The 18,181-nt window shown below is 70.5% G+C and carries 16 protein-coding genes and 1 pseudogene; 9 read left to right on the forward strand and 8 right to left on the reverse strand.

What is annotated here, in order from left to right:
* Window positions 1-6: 6 nt before the first annotated feature.
* The 4 genes from APR04_RS17445 to APR04_RS17460 all read left to right on the forward strand — a co-directional run bounded on the left by APR04_RS17445 (window position 7) and on the right by APR04_RS17460 (window position 4,387).
* Entirely contained in the window at window positions 7-624 is a 618-nt protein-coding gene (locus APR04_RS17445) for a hypothetical protein (RefSeq protein ID WP_253872356.1), read from the forward strand.
* Window positions 618-1,523, forward strand: a complete 906-nt coding sequence (locus tag APR04_RS17450; RefSeq protein WP_253872357.1) for a PKD domain-containing protein — start codon at window positions 618-620, stop codon at window positions 1,521-1,523. The genes APR04_RS17445 and APR04_RS17450 overlap by 7 nt, the downstream gene beginning before the upstream one ends.
* A gap of 42 nt (window positions 1,524-1,565) precedes the next feature.
* Window positions 1,566-3,935: a hypothetical protein gene (locus APR04_RS17455; protein WP_253872358.1), complete on the forward strand. Its 2,370-nt coding sequence runs from the start codon at window positions 1,566-1,568 to the stop codon at window positions 3,933-3,935.
* Between the two features lie 251 nt (window positions 3,936-4,186).
* The gene (locus tag APR04_RS17460) at window positions 4,187-4,387 is read left to right on the forward strand and encodes a hypothetical protein (RefSeq protein WP_253872360.1); all 201 of its coding nucleotides are present in this window, start codon (window positions 4,187-4,189) and stop codon (window positions 4,385-4,387) included.
* Between the two features lie 30 nt (window positions 4,388-4,417).
* Here the strand turns inward: APR04_RS17460 and APR04_RS31325 are convergent.
* Window positions 4,418-4,694: pseudogene (locus APR04_RS31325) on the reverse strand (transposase family protein); the annotation flags it as partial.
* 142 nt (window positions 4,695-4,836) lie between these two features.
* On the opposite strand from APR04_RS31325, the gene APR04_RS17470 reads away from it, so the two are divergent.
* Together APR04_RS17470 and APR04_RS17475 are read left to right on the forward strand one after the other, a co-directional pair.
* Window positions 4,837-5,889, forward strand: a complete 1,053-nt coding sequence (locus tag APR04_RS17470; RefSeq protein WP_253872361.1) for a helix-turn-helix domain-containing protein — start codon at window positions 4,837-4,839, stop codon at window positions 5,887-5,889.
* A gap of 151 nt (window positions 5,890-6,040) precedes the next feature.
* Entirely contained in the window at window positions 6,041-6,703 is a 663-nt protein-coding gene (locus APR04_RS17475) for a hypothetical protein (RefSeq protein ID WP_253872362.1), read from the forward strand.
* An 82-nt stretch (window positions 6,704-6,785) separates the two neighbouring features.
* On the opposite strand, the gene APR04_RS17480 is transcribed toward APR04_RS17475, so the two are convergent.
* From APR04_RS17480 to hemE, 7 genes are all read right to left on the reverse strand, one after another.
* Window positions 6,786-7,085, reverse strand: coding sequence for a hypothetical protein (locus tag APR04_RS17480; RefSeq protein WP_253872363.1), 300 nt, complete (start codon window positions 7,083-7,085; stop codon window positions 6,786-6,788).
* 145 nt (window positions 7,086-7,230) lie between these two features.
* Window positions 7,231-8,574 carry a glutamate-1-semialdehyde 2,1-aminomutase gene (gene hemL, locus APR04_RS17485; protein ID WP_253872510.1) on the reverse strand — a complete coding sequence of 448 codons (1,344 nt, stop codon included), beginning with the start codon at window positions 8,572-8,574 and terminating at the stop codon, window positions 7,231-7,233.
* 35 nt (window positions 8,575-8,609) lie between these two features.
* Complete coding sequence (gene hemB, locus APR04_RS17490) at window positions 8,610-9,557, reverse strand: porphobilinogen synthase (protein ID WP_253872512.1); 948 nt, start codon at window positions 9,555-9,557, stop codon at window positions 8,610-8,612.
* Between the two features lie 50 nt (window positions 9,558-9,607).
* The gene (locus APR04_RS17495; RefSeq protein WP_253872364.1) at window positions 9,608-10,459 is read right to left on the reverse strand and encodes a uroporphyrinogen-III synthase; all 852 of its coding nucleotides are present in this window, start codon (window positions 10,457-10,459) and stop codon (window positions 9,608-9,610) included.
* Window positions 10,456-11,502 carry a hydroxymethylbilane synthase gene (hemC, locus tag APR04_RS17500; protein ID WP_253872365.1) on the reverse strand — a complete coding sequence of 349 codons (1,047 nt, stop codon included), beginning with the start codon at window positions 11,500-11,502 and terminating at the stop codon, window positions 10,456-10,458. The genes APR04_RS17495 and hemC overlap by 4 nt, the downstream gene beginning before the upstream one ends.
* A gap of 85 nt (window positions 11,503-11,587) precedes the next feature.
* Entirely contained in the window at window positions 11,588-13,012 is a 1,425-nt protein-coding gene (locus APR04_RS17505) for a protoporphyrinogen/coproporphyrinogen oxidase (protein WP_253872514.1), read from the reverse strand.
* Window positions 13,013-13,039: 27 nt separating this feature from the next.
* Entirely contained in the window at window positions 13,040-14,125 is a 1,086-nt protein-coding gene (gene hemE, locus APR04_RS17510; protein WP_253872366.1) for a uroporphyrinogen decarboxylase, read from the reverse strand.
* Window positions 14,126-14,174: 49 nt separating this feature from the next.
* On the opposite strand from hemE, the gene APR04_RS17515 reads away from it, so the two are divergent.
* From APR04_RS17515 to APR04_RS17525, 3 genes are all read left to right on the forward strand, one after another.
* Entirely contained in the window at window positions 14,175-15,656 is a 1,482-nt protein-coding gene (locus tag APR04_RS17515; RefSeq protein ID WP_253872367.1) for a glutamyl-tRNA reductase, read from the forward strand.
* A 145-nt stretch (window positions 15,657-15,801) separates the two neighbouring features.
* Window positions 15,802-17,094, forward strand: a complete 1,293-nt coding sequence (locus APR04_RS17520; protein ID WP_253872369.1) for a hypothetical protein — start codon at window positions 15,802-15,804, stop codon at window positions 17,092-17,094.
* A gap of 248 nt (window positions 17,095-17,342) precedes the next feature.
* Entirely contained in the window at window positions 17,343-18,176 is an 834-nt protein-coding gene (locus APR04_RS17525) for a hypothetical protein (protein WP_253872371.1), read from the forward strand.
* Window positions 18,177-18,181 lie beyond the last annotated feature (5 nt).

Below are 18,181 nucleotides of genomic sequence, written 5' to 3' on the forward strand. Positions count from 1 at the left end.
ACCCGTATGTCGCGCACGACCCGTATCGCTGCCCGGACCGTGAGCGCTGCCGCTGTGGTGGTACTCGGGCTGAGCCTTGGGGCCTGCTCTGGTGGTGCCGAGCCTGCTGCGGCGCCCTCGGAGTCGGCGCCCGCTTCGGCGTCGGCGTCGCCTTCCCCGACGGAGCTGTCGCCGGAGGACAAGGCGGTCAAGCTCGCTGAGCCTGTCGTGCATGAGTATTTCCGGTTGGAAGACAAAGCGCTGCAGAACCCGTCGAAATTCAAGTACCAGTGGTTCGGAGAGGTCTCCGTAGGGTCGGCTCAGAACTATCTCGAGCAGGAGCACAGCGCCGCAGGAGAGCAAGGGCTGCATCAGGTCGGAGCAACCGAGGTCGCGTCGGTTGAGGTCAACGAAGTGGACTTGACCTACAAGCCGAAGTTGACGCCACCTGAGATCCCGTTTGTCGAGTTCACGGTCTGCTACGACGTGACAGACCTCGACACAGTGGACAAGAGTGGAAAGTCAATCATCCCGGAGAGCCGTAAGGACCGGGGCGTTGTCGAGGTCGGAGTGGCTAACTATGAGTATCCGGACGGCCCATGGCTGGTTGACATCGTCGAGTATCAAGAGGACGAGACATGCTGAGGCGGGTCCTACCCGTCCTCGCGCTCTGTGCATCTCTACTGGTGGTCGCATCGCCCGCGAGCGCTGACGTGTTCTGCAACCCGAAGTCCGGGATCTGCACCGGTGATGCTGAGGAAACCGATAGTGGCGGTTCTACGGGCGACGGCATTGAGGCGCCGGCTGACAAGCCCGCCGACGGTGGAGAGGTGACCTGCACCAACCGTGGCAAGAAGGTCCCCTGTCGGTCGGTCGCTGGCGTCTGGAACGGGAGTTGCTATGTGAAAGCAGTGAAACCGCCACCTCGGGCCATCGATCCTGTGTGGGAGGGGCACACGGACGGGCTGATCGTGACGTGCACGCCGCCAGCGTGTGTGGAGCGGCCGGATCAGTCGTGGGTGCCTGACTGTGCATTTGACCGCTGGATTCCTTCCCTGCCAGACCCGAGCGGCCCGGATCCGGAGCAGTTGGCGTTGCGTGCGGTGTCGCAGATGGACCTGAATCCGATCGATATCGGGATCGTTCCTGAAGAGGGCCCTGACCGAGTTGGAATTGTTGGGATGCCGCAGTGGATGTGGGTCAACGAGCCAGTACCGAACACGTTTGGCCCGATCTCGATGACGGCAACGGCAGGGTCGGCGTCAGTCACGGCGACTGCGAGCGTCGACAAGGTGGTCTGGGATATGGGCGATGGCACGACGGTCACGTGCAACGGCTCGGGAACCGTCTACGAGGACCGGTTCGACATCATGGACTCCCCGGACTGTGGGCACCGCTACACGAAGCAGGGTGAGTACGAGGTGACGGCGACGTCGTACTGGACCGTGCAGTGGGAAGGCATGGGCCAGCGAGGGACGATCCTTCGGGACTTCGAAGCGAAGGCGAACATCGTGATGGGCGAAGCACAGGTCATTACGCAATGACCCGGCGCGGCTTGAGGATCTTGGTGCGAAGGTGTGGGACCTATGCCGGCGATTGATCCGAACCAGATCCCTGGCGATGATCCGAAACTGGATCCGGATGCTGTGGAGGACGCTGCACGCGCTCTGCGCGCCGATGCTGAGGCGATCCGCGAGACCGGCGGCGAGGTGGTCAATGCGTGGTCCCGTCTGCGCGAGGACTATCAGGCACTCGAGTCGGAGCAGCTGCTGCGGTCGATGGATCCCGTCCGGACTGCGACGGCTACCGTCGGCGACGATCTCGGTCGGGCCGCTGCCGCGCTGATGACCTTCGCGGGAGAGCTGCGCGAGATCAAGGCGCAGTTCGACCGCGTGCGGGTAGACGCGTTCGCGTTCAAGGACCGGATCAGGTCCAACCCGGAGTGGGAGTTCGACCAGGCGCTGATCGACGAGAACACCGCCCTGCTGGGCCGGGTCAACACCACGCAGGTGCAGCTGTGGGACGCGGAGCGGGAGTGCGCGAACGCCATCCGGGCAATCGACGACATCAAGCGCTGGCACTCGGGTATCGCGGAGGGCGACCAGTACGGGTACGGGCTGTCGTCGATCCCGGTGGGCACCGAGATGCCGTGGGGCGCACCCGTCGACAAGCAGGAGCACTGCCCCATGTCGGCCGCCATAGCGGTCAAGTCTGCGGTCTGGGACGGGTTCGGCCACGACGTGATCGTCGAGGGCTTCAAGGGCTTGGGCGGACTGATCGGCCTGGGCGAGGACGGCTTCACGATGGAGACGTTCGAGAGCACGTGGGGCGGCATGGGTGCGCTGATCGGGCGTGATGTCGAGACAGGGGACTGGGCCTGGGGTACCGCTGGCGATGCGTGGCTGGCGACCGGCAAGTCGCTCGTGGCTTGGGACATGTGGGCCGAGGATCCGGCACGTGCGACGGGCACGACGCTGGGGAACATCGCGCTGACGGTCGCGACGCTGGGCACAGGGGCGGCGATCAAGGGCGTCGCGTCGGCGGGCCGGGCCGGTCAGGTGCTCTCTGTCGCGGGGCAGGCTCTGCGTGTGGTGGGCAAGGCGATGGATCCGGTCGAGCTGCTCGTGGGTGGTGCGAAGGTGCTCAAGGGAGTGCACCTCCTCGACACCTTCGAGGCTGCGCGGTTCCACAGCAGCCTGAACACTGACGAGATCCTGAAGGGGCTGGAGTTCGACCCGGACGTTGACATGACGACGCCGGAGCCGGACGGGCTGGATGTGTCCCCGGCTGAGAACTCCGCGAGTCAGTCGGCGCCGGAAAGTGTGCGGGAGCCGGCGCTCGTCGGAGCGGCGACCCGGAACGCCGCCGACGTGGTGCAGGCTGGCTCGCATGTGTCGGTAGACCAGCCCTCGACCGGTGGTGGCCACGGTGGTGGCACGAGCTCCGGCGGCGGAGGATCTGGCGACGCCCCCGGCGTGGGTGGTGGTCACGGCGGTGGCACCGATGGGCCAAGCGTGCCGGAAGGATCGCCGGACGCGCCTGGCAACAGTGGGCAGGATGGGAGCCCACCGCGTTCAGTGCCGTCCACCCCGATGGGTGATGCCGTGGTGCGGGATCTGGATTCCGCATTTGACGGCCGGCTCGATGAGTTCCTGGCTGAACACTCGGTGACGCGGAGCCGGTTCGAGGACTTGGTCAATACGCCGATCCACGAGCTCACCCGGCCTGGACTGGAGAAGCTAATAGAGCTCAGGCAGGATCTCCCACCGGTGAATCCGGACACTGTTCTGCAGAAAGTCGTGACACCGGATGTGGTCCACCAAATCTTTGTGGATCTGATTGATACGGCGGATGTATCCGATCCGAAGCAGATGGCCCGCATGTTCGAGCTTGTAGAGACCCACGACGACATGATTCGCGATGTGCCGCCGGACGAGCGTAAGCCAACAAAGCTTGGTGGCTTTGTCACGCGAGCCGCCGATCTCATTGGGAAGGCGCCTGCTGAGATCTACCAACAGCTAGGCCTCGACTACAAGGGGACGCCGTTCCGCCCGGGCGACAAGTTCATGTTTGGTATCGAGTTTCAACCAGGACATCGGTTGCCGGACACCTCTCATTACGTGGCTCAGACCGCGCTCAGGCACTTTGACGAACTCCATGAGTTACCACCCGAGCAGTACAGGAGCAGGATTTTGGAACTTATAGGTAAGGATTATGCGGGCGCGCCCGGCGTGGACTCTATGATCAATAATGGGGGGTTTGCTCTCGACCCGCGCAACCCCTATCGAGGAAACGGTTTCGCTGGAAGCGGAGGTAATCTCATCAAGCCAGAATTCCAGTACTTTGATTACGCCAACGTCCCCGATGGTTCTGAACTTTGGCGCGTTGGGCCTGACGGTGCTCGCGAGATAGTCGCAGGATATAGCCGCGACTTGCAGCAGTGGGTCTTGCGATGAGGGCGGGACTCTATGCTGTCGTTGATGAAGATGTATTCCGAGCGGACGCATATGGCCCAAATATCCGGCTGTCTTTGCCGTCTTCGGAGCCGCGTCCGTCAGGATGGCGTGAGCAGCCAGGAGGAAGAGAGTGGTACTTGGTTGCGCCCCGGAGCGCTGCCGCACGCCTCTTCTTCGTGCGTACGAGCGCGACCTTAGACGGCCTTTCGGTCAAGGTTGTTGATGTCGATGAGCCGAGAGGTTTCGTCTTGGTGCACGCGACCTACCCTGCCTCGACCAGCGTCCACGATCAGCTCGCACAACCGCTGCATCCTGACCTGCGACTGGACAACGATGGCGCGACGGCGTCCAACTGGTTTGGCTGGATCGCGTTCGACCGCCTCTCGGATGTTCGGGAGACCGTCGAGGACCTCGATCCCCTTCGGGACGAAACTCCACCGCTGACCTGGTGACGGTGCGGAGTGGAGTGTGGCTTTCTCGCCTCATTGAGCGACGGGTCGTTGAAGGTGGAGCGGTAAGAGGGCGGCTGCGGTGATCTCGGTGATGCGCCAGGGATCGAGTTGGACTCCGCGGAGCGTGGGCCAGGTGGCCTTGAGCAGTGCGTTGGCGCGCTCGGCCGGGGCGCGCAGGGCGTTGATCATCGCGTTGCGGGAGACGTTGTCCGGGGGCGAGGATGTGACCCTTGATCGGCACCATGATGCCGATCCCGGCGCCGGTGTATCCCTTGTCGGTAAGTGTGAGCAGCCCGTCGGCCGCCGCGGCACGGCCAGCACGGCGGCAACATCCAGGTCCTGACTGGGACAGTGGAAGCGTGCGGAATCGACTAGTCCACTTGGCGGCCGCTGTTTCTCGAACTAACCTGTTTCTCATCATGAGAAACGCGCCCAGTCGAGAAACGGACATGCTTGACGATGCACTGCGCTCCATCGTCGAGCTGCTGCCTGCCTCCTGGAGATTCGACGAGCGCCGGGAAGTCGCGCTCCGAGGCGTGCGGCTCGACGCCGTCGTGGAGCTGATAGGCCCCAGCGGCGACCGAGCCTCGTTCGTGGTCGAGGCGAAGCTGTCAGGGTCCGTGTCGACAACAGTCCTCCTAGACGTCCTGCGCGAGCACGCACGCCGCGCGGGTCTGCCGGTGCTGTTTGTCTCCGACTACGTCGGGCCGTCCCTGCGAGCCGCCCTGATCGCCGAGAACATCAGCTTTGCCGATGCCACCGGATGGGTGCGAGTGATTTCCGAAGACCCCCTCATCCTGCTAACTGGCCACGGGGCCAAGCGTTCCCCGCAGACCCGGGTCGCCAGCGCAGTCACCCGGCTCAACGGGATCGCGGCGAGCCGCACGATCCGTGCCTTGTCGAACACCGATCTGCCCATCGGAGTACGGGAACTTGCCAACCTCGCCTGTGTCTCACCTGGCTCGGTCTCCAAGCTATTGGCCACCCTGGCATCCGAGGGCGTCGTCGACCGGGACGAGCGCGGCGGGGTCCACACCGTGCGACGGCGCGCACTGATCCGGCGATGGGCGCAGGACTACTCCTTCGCAAAGTCCAACCGCGCGGTCAGCTACTACATCGCGCCGCGAGGGCTCGACCGCGCGGTGACCCAGCTCTCAGATCGAGGGGGTATCGCGGTCACGGGATCGGCGGCGGCGCGCCGCATCCTGCCCGACGGGGTGACATCTGTCGTTCCGCTCCGGCTGCTCGCCCTGTATGCCGCTGAGCCAATCGCCCTGCCCCGAGAACTGGGTCTGATCGCCGCTGAGCCGGCGACCGCCAACGTCGTGATCGCCGCACCACAGGACAAGGACGTTCTCCCGGGGTTCAATGACCTGTCGCTGGCGACGGCACCGGTAGCGCTCGTGCTGGCTGATCTGTTGACACTCCCCGGCCGCTCAGACGCCGAGGCTGACCAGCTCATGGAAGCACTAGCGAAAAACGACCCCGCATGGAACGAATGAGATGAACGACCTTGCTCCCGAGTACGTCGCCGCGCGCCGCGTTCTCCTTGACGCTCTCGCCGCACTCGAAGGACACCTCGACAACCTGATCCTCGTCGGTGCCCAGGCGGTCTATCACCACACCGGCGCCGCTGAGCTGAACGTGCCGTTGATGACGACCGACGCGGACCTCGCGATCAACGCCACCGGTCTCGCAGACGTGCCCGAGATCGGCGAAGTGCTTCGGGCAGCCGGGTTCACGCACGGCCCCAACCCCGGACACTGGATCGCAGCCAGCGACGTTGCAGTCGACCTGATGGTCGTGCCACATCAGGCAGGCACGGCACGGGCCTCCGCCCGCGCGGCCCGCCTACAGCCCCACGACAAGCACACCGCCCGCATCGCCCGCGGTCTGGAGCCCGCGCTCCTCGACAATGAGCGGGTCACGATCACCGCGTTCGAGACCGCCGACACCCGCAGGGTTGACCTGCGAGTGGCTGGGCCGGCTGCACTGCTGACCGCGAAGGCGATCAAGATCGCCGAACGCCTCGAACAAGCCGACCAGCAGCCCGATCGGCTCAAAGAGAAGGACGCCCTCGACATGTTCCGCGTCCTACAAGCCGTCGAGACTGCCGACCTTGTCGGCGGGCTCAAGGCTCACTCGGCCGACGAGCACGCCGCTGCCGTCACCAACGAAGCACTCGACCTACTCCGCGCACGGGCTTCGAGTGCACAAGGACGGATCCCCGTCCTGGCGGCCAGCGCTGCACACGGGGACCCGACCGTGGCGCCAGCATTTGCCGCTCTCGTGAGCGAGTTGCTCGCCGCAATGTGACTACCTATCGATCCCACCTACTCCTTTACCTCGACGTCGCCAGGGAGCACGGCACGGAGCCGGTGCTGCTGTGACCCGACGGTCAGCCGGTCAGGTTACTGATGAGGATGGCGACGACGGTGACGGCTGCCCAGAGGAGCAGCCCGAACCGCCACCACAGGTTCAGCGTGAGCCGGTTGGGCGCGTCGAGCTGCATCGCTTCCTCGTCCGAGAGCTGGCGTGTCGCCCAGCCCGCCTCCGTAGCGGTCGCGAGGCTGTACTTCAGGCCCCAGGAGACCCGGAGCAACCAGAACAGGTGGAAGTACGAGTACCGCAGCACCAGGGCTCGCCCCGCGTCGAGCGGCGCCGTCTTGCTCTTGCTACCCCAGCCGAAGAAGACCATGTTCTCTTTTCCTCATCTCGAACGGCGCGCGTTCGCGCGCCCTCGCAGAGAGTGACAGAAGTCAGGGCCACGGTCTGTGGGGAGAACTACCCACGGTCGCCGGACCTCGGCGCCTGCGCTGTCCGTCGTCGGGCGGCCCCCAGGATCAGGCCGTCGCCGTGGCGGCAGCCCGCGCGGCGCCCGGCAGCGCCTCCAGGATCCGGTTCACCGCGGCGTCGTCATGCGCAGCGGAGACGAACCAGGCCTCGAAGACCGACGGCGGCAGGTTGACCCCCGACTCCAGCATCGAGTGGAAGAGGGCCGTGTACCGGAAGGTCTCCTGCGCCTGGGCCTGCGCGTAGTCGCGCACCCCGGACGCGGCGGCCAGCGGACCGAAGAACACCGAGAACAGCGAGCCGGCCCGCTGCACCCGGTGTTCGACGCCCGCGGCGCTCAGCGCCTCGCCGACGGCGCCCGAAAGCGTGGCGGCCACCTTGTTCACGTGGGCGTACACGGCGTCGTCGGCCAGCCGCAGGGTCGTCAGACCTGAGGCGACCGCCACGGGGTTACCCGACAGCGTGCCCGCCTGGTAGACGGGGCCGAGGGGCGCCAGGTGGTCCATGATCGACGCCGGCCCGCCGAGCGCGGCCACCGGCATGCCGCCACCGACGACCTTGCCGAACGTGAACAGGTCGGGCGTGTAGCCCTCGCCCCCGGCGGCGCGGATTGCGTCGTTCTCGAACCCCCACCAGCCGGACGGGCCCACGCGGAACCCGGTCAGGACCTCGTCCATGATGAACAGCGCGCCGTGCCTCGACGTGATCCGCCGCAGGCCCTCGTTGAACCCCTCCGCGGGCGGCACCACGCCCATGTTCGCGGGCGACGCCTCGGTGATGACCGCGGCGATCTCGGAGCCGCGCTGCGCGAACGCCGCCTCGACGGCCGCGAGGTCGTTGTACGGCAGCACGAGCGTCTCGGCCGCGGTGGCCTCGGTCACGCCCGCAGAACCCGGCAGCGCCAGCGTCGCGACGCCCGAGCCGGCCTCGGCCAGCAGCCCGTCCACGTGCCCGTGGTAGCACCCGGCGAACTTGATGACGAGCGGCCGGCCCGTAAACCCGCGGGCGAGGCGGATCGCCGTCATCGTCGCCTCCGTGCCCGTGGAGACGAGGCGGACGCGCTCGGCGGCGGGCACCCGGCGTCGGACCTCCTCCGCGAGGTCGACCTCGGCGACCGTCGGGGCGCCGAACGACAGGCCGCGCGCGGCGGCCTCCTGCACGGCGACGACGACGTCGGGGTGCGCGTGGCCGAGGAGGGCCGGACCCCACGAGCACACCAGGTCGACATACTCACGCCCCGCCACGTCCGTGACGTACGGACCACGGGCCGAGGCGAGGAACCGCGGGTCCCCGCCCACGCTCCGGTACGCGCGCACCGGCGAGTTCACGCCGCCCGGGATGGCGCCCTGCGCACGGAGGAACGCCGCGTGGTTCGCCTCAGGGGCGCGGCGCAGGCCCTGGGTCTCGACAGGCTCGGCCACCGGTTCGCTCACTTGATCCACTCCGCAATCTCCAGGGCCCAGTACGTGAGGATCACGTCCGCACCCGCTCGCTTGATGCTCGTCACCGACTCCATGACCGCCCGGTCGCGGTCGATCCAGCCGTTCGCGCCGGCCGCCTCGATCATCGCGTACTCGCCCGACACCTGGTACGCCGCCACCGGCACGTCGCTCCGGTCGGCGACGGCGCGCAGCACGTCAAGGTACGACCCGGCCGGCTTCACCATGACCATGTCGGCACCCTCGGCGAGGTCCAGGTCGGCCTCGCGCAGGCCCTCGCGGCTGTTCGCGAAGTCCATCTGGTACGTCTTGCGGTCGCCCTTGAGCTCCGAGTCCACGGCCTCCCGGAACGGGCCGAAGTACGCGCTCGCGTACTTGGCGCTGTAGGCCAGGATGCTCGTGTCGACGAAGCCGGCATCGTCCAGGGCGTCCCGGATCATCGCCACCTGGCCGTCCATCATGCCCGACGGCGAGATGACGTCGGCGCCCGCCTTCGCCTGCGCCACCGCCATGGAGGCGTAGCGGGTGAGCGTCGCGTCGTTGTCCACAGCCCCTGTGGACGTGAGGACGCCGCAGTGGCCGTGGTCGGTGAACTCGTCGAGGCAGGTGTCGGCCATCAGCACGGGGGTGGGGGCACCCGGGGCGAGCCCTTCGTCCAGCACGGCGCGCGACGCCCGCAGCGCCCGCTGCAGGATCCCGTTCGGTGCGTCGCCCTGTGAGCCGTTGGCGTCCTTGGCCACCGGGATGCCGAACAGCATGATGCCGCCGAGGCCGGCGTCGCGTGCGGCCCGCACCGCCTCCACCAGGGAGTCCTCGGTGTGCTGCACCTGCCCGGGCATGCTCGTCAGCGGTGCGGGCTCGGTCAGCCCCTCCTTGACGAAGAGCGGCAGCACCAGGTCGGCCGGGTGCAGCCGCGTCTCCGCGACCAGGCGCCGCATGCCCGGTGTGGCCCGCAGACGACGCGGTCGGTACACGATCCCGGTGGAGCTCAAGGTGTCCTTCTTCCTGTTCTGTTCCTGAGTTTCTGACACGCTCGCAGGACGGCGTCGGCCAGGGCCGCGTCCGTGGGCCGTCCGGCCACGGCGAGCACCGTGTGCCCGACGGCTCGTGCCGTGCTGGCCGACGGCTCCCCGATCGCCACCACCCGCTGCGGGCCCAGCTGGGCCGCGACCTGGCGGGCGGCCGAGCCCGACGCGACCACGACGACGTCGAACCGCCGCCGGAGCTCCGGGGGGAGCGTACGCGTGACCGTGCGGTAGGCCGTGACGACGTCGACCGCCCAGCCCTTCGCCTCGAGGCCGGCGCGCAGCGTGCCGGACGCGAGGTTCCCGAGCGGGAGCAGCACGCGGGGGGCGGCGCCCCGCCCTGCCGGGCCAGGCAGATCGCCTGCGCCGCGGCCGCTCGGTGCTGCCGGGAACGCCTCGGCGAGGCCGGCGCCGGTCGCGTCGTCGGCGACGAGGTCGACGGCGACGCCGTGCGTGACCAGCGCCTGCCGCGTGGCGGGCCCGACGGCGGCCCACCGGACCGACCCGGCGGTGACCGCGCCGGCCGTCGTCGGACCGAGCAGGGCGTCCACCGCGTTCACGCTGGTGATCGCGACCCAGGCATAGGCGCCGTCGGCCAGGCGCTCGCGGGCGGCGGCGAGCTCCGCGGGGTCCTCGGCCGGCGCCCGCTCGATCACGGGTGCCGCCACCGGGTCCAGCCCGTGCTCGCGCAGCAGCGTCAGGAGTCCGGCGGCCCGCTCCGGGTCGCGCGCGACGAGCACGTCGGCCGGCCCGGTCGCGCCGGGAGCCTGGTCCGTCGCGGGAGACCCGGCCGCAGGTGGGTCCGGCTCGGTCACGCCTTCTCCGGGACGGTGGTGCTCAGCGGGGCGAGCCGTTCGGCACCGTCGGCCAGCAGGTGCTCGGCGACGGAGACGCCCAGCGCCCGGGCGGCGTCATCGATCACCTCGGGTGCGATGTCCGGGGAGAGTCGCGTCTCACCGCCGCGCGACATCTGCTCCGAGCCGTCGACAGCGGCCACCACGGAGCGCAGCCGGAGGACGTTGCCGGACACCGTGGCATACGCGCCGACCGGTGCGGCGCACCCGGCCTCCAGCCGCGCCAGCACGGAACGCTCGGCGAGGACCGCGAGGCGGGTCGGGCGGTGATCGAGCAGGTGGATCGCCTCGGCGAGGTCGGGTACACGGGGCGCACCGCCGCCGTCGGACACGATGTCGGCAGTGCGCACCTCGACGGCGAGCGCGCCCTGGCCGGGCGCCGGGACGACGACGTCGACGTCGAGGGCCTCCGTGACCACCTCGGTACGGCCCAGCCGCGCGAGCCCCGCGTAGGCGAGGACCACGGCGTCGAGGTCGGCCTCGGGGCCCAGCGCCCGGTCGAGCCGGGTGCCGACGTTGCCGCGGATGTCGACGACCTCCAGGTCCGGCCGGGCGGCGCGGACCTGTGCGGCGCGCCGGGGCGAGCCCGTGCCGACGCGCCCGCCGCGGGGCAGCGTCGTGAGAGTGAGCCCGTCGCGGGCGCAGAGGGCGTCGCGCGGGTCCGCCCGCTCGGGCGTCACGAAGGTGAGGTGCGGCGCGGGAGTGGTGGGCAGGTCCTTGAGAGAGTGGACGGCGACGTCACAGCGGCCGTCCAGCAGCGCCTCGCGCAAGGCCGTCACGAACACCCCGGTACCGCCGAGGCTCGCGAGGCTCCCCGTCTTCACGTCGCCCTCCGTCTTGATGCGCACCAGCTCGACCGGCCTGCCGGTCAGCTCCTCCAGGCGCTTCGCCACGAGCCCGCTCTGGGTGGTGGCGAGCGCGCTCGCGCGCGTGCCGAGACGGATCGGCACGACGTCGCCCGTGGTGCTTCCGGGGGTGCTGACGGGAAGGGGGGTCGGGGTCACCATCCCAGTCTCTACCCGATCCCCGCGGGGACGAAACCGGGCGGCACATCTCACACGGTTGCTGGCGAGCTGTCAGAACGTTGTGTCAGAACCCCGGCTCTCCGAGCCGCTCGGCCGTGCGCCGTGCGTGCCCGACGATCGCCGCGAGGCCCGTTCCAGCGATCCAGCCGCCGGTCGTGTCGAGGCCGGGCTGGGCAAGGACGGCCTCCTCGATCTCCTTGACGACAGCTCGGTAGGCCGGCGTCGGCGGGGGCAGCGACCCGTCCCAGCGCTGGTGCAGGCTGTCCCGCACGCGGCCGGTCAGGTCGACGCCGAGCAGCGCCGACGCGTCGTGGGCCGCCTCCTCCGGGGTGGGGTCCGGCGTCGGCTCGCCGATGCGGCCGTAGCTGAGCCGCACCACGTGCCACCCGGGCCCGACGGCGTCGCGCACCCGCCGGGCGAGCCACGGCCACTTCGCCGTCGCATGGGTCAGTGCCTTGGCCCGGACGGCGCCCGGCGAGCTGCCCGGCGCCACGAGCATCCCCGAACCGCGCGGGGCCGTGTCCAGCTCCGGTGCCTCGACGAGCAGCGTGACCAGCCGTATGTCCGCGCCGCGCTCGGGGGCCGGCGGCGCGAGATCGGTACTTCGCTGCACCTCCGCTTCGATCTCGGCACCGCTGACACGAGTCGCCAGCACCAACCGGGGCGCTCGCAGCGCCGGACCGCCCTCGACGCTCACCAGCCAGTCGGCGCGGCCGCCCATGGCCTCGCCCATCGCCTGCTCGCCGCCGGTCACCTGCTCGACGGCGACTGCCCGCGCTCCCAACCGCACGTCGAGCCGTTCCAGCAGGGCGTCCACCAGCGAGTGGATCCCGCCGTCGATCCCCCGCACCGCGGAGCCGGGGGGAGCCGCCGCTCGCAGCGACGCCACGGCCCGCGACAGCGATCCGCTCCGCGCGTACGCGTCGAGCAGGCCTGGTGCGACGGCCGCGACGTCGAGCCGGTCGAGCGGAGCCGAGTGCACCCCTGCGGCGACCGGGGTCACGAGCCGGTCCGCCACCCGGGACCCGAGCCGGGACCGCGCGAACGTCCCGAGGTCGGTCGTGTCGACGAACCGGGACGGCAGCACCCGGTCCAGCGTGCCGCGCAGCACACCCGGCCAGCCGATCGCGCGCCGCACGTCCGCTGCCCACGGACGCGCGGGAATCCCCAGGACGCCGGCGGCAGGCAGCTGGAACGCTCGCCCGGCGGCGTAACCCCAGGCCGGGAGCCCTGCGGGTGCCTCGACCGACAGCCCGAGCTCGTCCGCCAGCCGTTCGACCGCGCCACCCCGCACCGCGAACGACTCGGCCCCCAGGTCCAGCGGCACGTCCGGCAGGGACGCGAACGACCCGCCGCGGACCGGCCCGCCGGCCCGCTCGGCGGCCTCGAGCACGACGACGCGCAGCCCACGTGCGGCGAGCGTGTGCGCGGCGACGAGCCCGCCGATCCCGGCCCCGACGACGACGGCGTCGGCCGCCTCGCTCTGCATGGTCACCGAGCCCCGGTCAGCGACCGGTCACAACGAGTGCACCAGCTCGACCACGCGGGTCAGGACGGTCGGGTCCGTGTCCGGCGGAACCCCGTGGCCAAGGTTGACCACGTGCCCGTTGGCCTTGCGCCCGCGGGCGACCACGTCCCGCACGTGCGCCTCCAGGACGTCCCACGGCGCGCCCAGCAGGGCCGGGTCGATGTTGCCCTGCAGGGGGACCCCTGGCAGCAGGGCGGCGGCCTCGTCGAGCGGCGTCCGGTAGTCGACGCCGACGGCGTGGTCCGTGATCCCGGCCGAGACCAGCACGGACCGCATGGCGGGCAACAGGTGCTCGGTACCGGTACCGAAGTGGATGCCGGGCACACCGGTGTCCGCGACGTGGCCGAGGGCCCGGGTCGACGCCGGGGCGACGCGGGACGTGTAGTCCGCGAGCGAGAGTGATCCGGCCCAGGAGTCGAACAGCTGCACGGCGCTCGCCCCCGCCTCGACCTGTGCCCGGAGGAACGCCCCGGTGAGGTCGGCGGTCCACGTCACCAGCGCGTCCCACGTCTCGGGGTCGGCGTGCATCAGGGTGCGGGCGGCCAGGTGGTCGCGCGACGGCCGGCCCTCGACGAGGTACGCGGCGAGCGTGAACGGCGCACCGCCGAAGCCCAGCAGCGGCGTCGGGCCCAGCTCGGCGACGGTCAGCGCCACGGCTTCCCGGATCGGGTCGAGGGCAGCGGGGTCGAGCGTGCGGGACACGAGCCCCGCGACGTCGTCGGCGGTGCGGTAGGGCTGGTCCATGACCGGGCCGACGCCCGGCGCGATGTCCACGCCGACCCCGGCGAGCTTGAGCGGCACCACGATGTCGGAGAAGAAGACCGCAGCGTCCACCCCGTGCCTGCGCACGGGCTGCAGTGTGATCTCCGACGCAAGCTCCGGCCGCAGGCAGGCCTCGAGCATGTCGGTGCCCTGGCGCACCTGGCGGTACTCGGGCAGGGAGCGGCCGGCCTGGCGCATGAACCAGACGGGCGTGCGACCAGGCCGATCGCCCCGGAGGGCCCGCACAAGGGGCGCGGCGGAGGTCCGCCCGTCGGCGAGCGGATGAGTGGGGGCGATCGTGGTGGACTTCACGCTTCCCGATTCTGCCTTGCCGGGCCGGGGTGCATAAAGTTGGAGCACTGTGGTTCTCCTCTCCCTCACCGCCAGCCACCGCGAGCTCGACCTCGACGCGCTGGAACGCCTGTCCACGGGTTCGTCGTCAGTGGGTCGCGTCGTCGTCGGTACGTGCGGCCCCGTCGCGGGCGCCGTCGTGATCTCGACGTGCAACCGCTTCGAGCTCTACCTCGACGTCGATGCCCCGCTCAGCGGCGACAGCGTCCGGCACGCGACGCGTCACGTGGCCGAGCTGGTGGCGCACGCCTCCGGCGTCACCGGCGACGTCGCGGCCCGGAGCTTCACCGTCCGTACCGGACCGGAGGTCACCGAGCACCTGTTCGCGGTGGCGTCGGGCCTCGACGCCATGGTGGTGGGCGAGCGAGAGATCGCCGGCCAGGTGAAGCGCTCGCTCGTGGTCGCCCGCGAGCAGGAGACGACGTCCAAGACGCTCGAGCTGCTCTTCCAGACGGCGTCGCGCACCTCCAAGCGGGTCGGCACGGACACGGAGCTCGGTGCGGCCGGCCGGTCGGTCGTCGCGCTCGCCCTGGACCTCGCAGAGCGCGAGCTGCCACCGTGGGACGGCACGCGGGTCGTGCTCATCGGCACCGGCTCGTACGCGGGCGCGTCCGTCGCCGCCCTCCGGGCGCGCGGCTGCGACGACATCCGCGTCTACTCGCGGTCCGGTCGTGCCGGGGTGTTCGCCGACTCGCACGGCGTCCAGCCGGTGGACTCGCTCGTCGAGGCGCTGGCCGACGCCGACCTGGTGGTCAGCTGCAGCGGTGCGCGCGGTCGCGCGCCGGCCGGGCCGGCGGAGCACTCCCAGGCGGTGCCCGGGCAGGTCGAGCCCTCGGTGGCCGAGCCAGTCGAGACCCGCCTCCGCGGTCTGACGAGCGAGGACGGTCCCGAGGCGAGCCTCGGTCACGTCCTGGACGCCGCGGCGCTGGTCCGGGCGCGGGAGCGCGCAGCGGACCGGGCCGGCGACGAGCCGGAGCCCCGACCGCTCGTGATCCTCGACCTCGCGCTGCACCGCGACGTCGACCCCGGGGTGGCCGACGTCGAGGGCGTGCTGCTCTTCGACCTCGCCACCCTGAAGGCGCACGCACCCGCTGTGGCCCACGACGTCGTCGCGCAGGCGCAGGTCATCGTGGACGGTGCCGCCCGGCGCTTCGAGGAGACCCGCCTGGGCCGCGAGGCCGACGCCGCCGTGGTCGCCCTCCTGGACGAGGCGGAGGTCCGAGTGGTCGCAGAGGTCGCCGACGCGGTGGCCGGGCTCACTGCGGAGCTGGCCGCACGGGGCGGTCCGGCCCCGGGGGACGCCGAGGCCGACGCCATCGCCCGCGAGGTGCGCAGGCGGGTGCATGCCGAGCTGCACGACAAGATCGTCGCGGTCCGGGCGAAGGCCACTGCCGAGGCGAAGGCCGCAGAGGCCGCACTGGTCCACGGTGCAGAGGCCCTGACGATGCGGGCGTCCGCCCAGCGAGACGCCGGCCGGCCCGGCCGCCGATAACTCCTCGGCGCGAATTGGCGGAACAAGGCGGACGGACCGGGTTTCAAGGTCCAATTCGGCCTGTGTAACACAATCGTAACAAGGGTGATTTTATTCACCCGGTGGGAGGGGGCTAGGTTCGGGGGCTCAAGGACCGAACGCGCATATGCGCAACGAGATGCTGGAGCACCTTTTGAAGCACGCAGCACACAAGAAGAAGACCGCATCGGCGGGCGCGCGAACCATCGCGACCGTCGCCATCGCAACAGCGGCCACGAGCATGGCCGCCCCGGCCATGGCCGCGGAGGCCTCGCCGCTGGACTCCCTCGGTGACGTCGGCGCGACGGCCGAGGGCCTCAAGTCCGGCCTCCCCGCCATCTCCTCCACGTCGATCGACCTGGGCGAGCTCACCGGCGCCGTCCCCACGGCCGACGCGGTGGCCAAGAAGCTCCCCGCCTCGATCGCCCCCACCACGGCGCTCGCGCCGAACTACGAGCCCGCCCAGTACGTGTCGGGTGCGGTCCAGGGCGCCACGCCCCAGGCCGTCTCGAGCGCCGTGCGTGGCGTGACCAACGGTTCCGCCGTCTCCGGCGTGACCGGTACCGCCCACTCCGTCTCCGGGGTGACCGGTACCGCCCACTCGGCGTTCGCGAACGTGCTCGGCGGCAACGGCGCCGGCACCGCGGCCGGCGTCGCGACCGGTGCGGTCGAGAACGTGCCCGCCACCGTGGCCGACGTGATCCGCAACCTGCCGAACGTCGTGGGCGGCGTGACCGGCCCGGCCGCAGGCCTCGCCGCGACCCTGCCGGGCGTGCTCGGTGGCGTGGGCAGCCTCGTCAACAGCGTCGTGTCGCAGGTTCCCGGCGTGGTCGCAGGGGTGCCGGGAGTCGTGGCCAAGGTCACCACACCGGCCGCCGGTGCCGTAGAGGCCGTCGTGGGTGACGTCGCCGTCGACGGTGTCGTCAAGCCGGTCGCCGCGGGGACCGTCGGCGCCGTCGGCTCCGTGCAGGGCAACGTCGTGCCGGGCGCCGGCTCGACCGTCGGCCACGCGACGGGCTCCGTCGTTCCGGGTGCCGCAGGCACCGTGGCCGACGACGTCCTGCCGGCCGTCGTGAACGGTGTGGCCAAGCCGGTCGGTGGCGTCGTCGTCGACGGTGTGGCCAAGGGTGTCGTCAAGGGCGACGTGGTCGACAACGTGGTGAAGCCGGTCGTCAGGGACACCGTCGTGGACGGCGTCGCGAAGCCGCTGGTCAAGGGCGCCGTCGTGGACGGCGTCGCGAAGCAGGTCGTGAAGGACGGCGTCACGGAGCCCGTCATGGACACCGTGGACAGCACCGTCAAGGGCGTCGCTGGCGGCGCCGCGAAGGACACCGTCGGCGGCGTCACGGGCGCTGTGGACGGCGTGACCGGCGGCGCTGTGAGCGGTGTCACGGGAGGGCTTCTGGGCGGCCTTTCCTGACCCGAACTCCGAGAGGACCCCAGCCTCTTCGGTCTTGACGTAGCAAGGTGGAGCGCCATTGGCGCTCCACCTTGTTTACGTTTTACGGCCCTTTGCTCAGGTTCCATTCTCCTGCCGGTTGTTATCTAATCGTTACCATCGGATCGGGTTTTTCCGGTCTACCCCTTTTGCTCCAATTCTTGATCCGGTAGCGTCATCGCGTCCCCCGGGTTCCGGGCCGTTGTAGCCGACCAGCTGGAGCAGCTCCCATGAAGCACGCCGCCGTCAAGCCTTCGTCCGTCGCCAGGTCCACGGCCTCCCGTGTCGTGGCGACGATCGCGCTCGCCACCGCGGCGACGGCGGTCGCCAGCCCGGCGATGGCCCACGAGGGCGGCGGCCACGACGGGCACGAGGGCTATGACGGCCACCAGGGCTACGGCGGTCACGACCTGGACCGCTGGCACGACGACGGCCGCGACTCCTCTGACGCCCCGCGCTCCTACGAGCCCGCCCGTTACAGCGAGCCGGACTACGACATGCCGCGGTACGGGTCCCAGCAGGGCGACTGCGACCGGGGCGAGAGCCAGGTCCGCTCCGACTGGGACGAGGACGACCGCGAGCAGGTGCGCGAGATCGTGCGGGAGCACGTGAACGAGGCCGACGCGCCCGCCCCGAAGCCGGAGCCCGCCGTCGAGACAGGCGAGCGGCCGGTCGCGGATACCCCGAAGAAGGTCGCGCCGGTCGAGGCGCCGGCGGTCGCGGAGCCTGCGGCGCCCGCGGTGGCCGAGACGTCCGAGCCTGCCCTGTCCGAGCCTGCCCCGTCCGAGCCGCCGGTGGCCGTGCAGGCGCCCGGGCAGCAGTGGCAGGGCAGGCCGACGGCGGCCGACACCGCAGGGGCCGAGCTCACCTCCTACGTCCCGTCCGAGGGCGCAGAGGCGATCGGGCAGGACGCCTCCGCGCTCTCCGAGGCCACCCTCGACGCCCCGGTCCGGCTCGCCACGACCGGTGCGGAGGCTGCCGCCCTCACGGCCGCGGCCGGCGCCCTGGTGATCGGCGGTGCGGGATCGCTGCTGGTCGCCCGCCGCAGTCATGTCCGCGCCTGACCCCA

Origin of the sequence: Promicromonospora umidemergens, assembly GCF_024171995.1 — a bacterium.
In the GTDB taxonomy this organism is placed as follows: Bacteria; Actinomycetota; Actinomycetes; order Actinomycetales; family Cellulomonadaceae; genus Promicromonospora; species Promicromonospora umidemergens.

Bases quoted from the DNA above. Each gene is read 5' to 3' on its own strand.
- APR04_RS17445 (WP_253872356.1), top strand. From the start codon at position 7: ATGTCGCGCACGACCCGTATCGCTGCCCGGACCGTGAGCGCTGCCGCT.
- APR04_RS17450 (WP_253872357.1), top strand. From the start codon at position 618: ATGCTGAGGCGGGTCCTACCCGTCCTCGCGCTCTGTGCATCTCTACTG.
- APR04_RS17455 (WP_253872358.1), top strand. From the start codon at position 1,566: ATGCCGGCGATTGATCCGAACCAGATCCCTGGCGATGATCCGAAACTG.
- APR04_RS17470 (WP_253872361.1), top strand. From the start codon at position 4,837: ATGCTTGACGATGCACTGCGCTCCATCGTCGAGCTGCTGCCTGCCTCC.
- APR04_RS17475 (WP_253872362.1), top strand. From the start codon at position 6,041: ATGACGACCGACGCGGACCTCGCGATCAACGCCACCGGTCTCGCAGAC.
- APR04_RS17480 (WP_253872363.1), bottom strand. From the start codon at position 7,085: ATGGTCTTCTTCGGCTGGGGTAGCAAGAGCAAGACGGCGCCGCTCGAC.
- hemB (WP_253872512.1), bottom strand. From the start codon at position 9,557: ATGCGGCGCCTGGTCGCGGAGACGCGGCTGCACCCGGCCGACCTGGTG.
- APR04_RS17505 (WP_253872514.1), bottom strand. From the start codon at position 13,012: ATGCAGAGCGAGGCGGCCGACGCCGTCGTCGTCGGGGCCGGGATCGGC.
- APR04_RS17520 (WP_253872369.1), top strand. From the start codon at position 15,802: ATGCGCAACGAGATGCTGGAGCACCTTTTGAAGCACGCAGCACACAAG.
- APR04_RS17525 (WP_253872371.1), top strand. From the start codon at position 17,343: ATGAAGCACGCCGCCGTCAAGCCTTCGTCCGTCGCCAGGTCCACGGCC.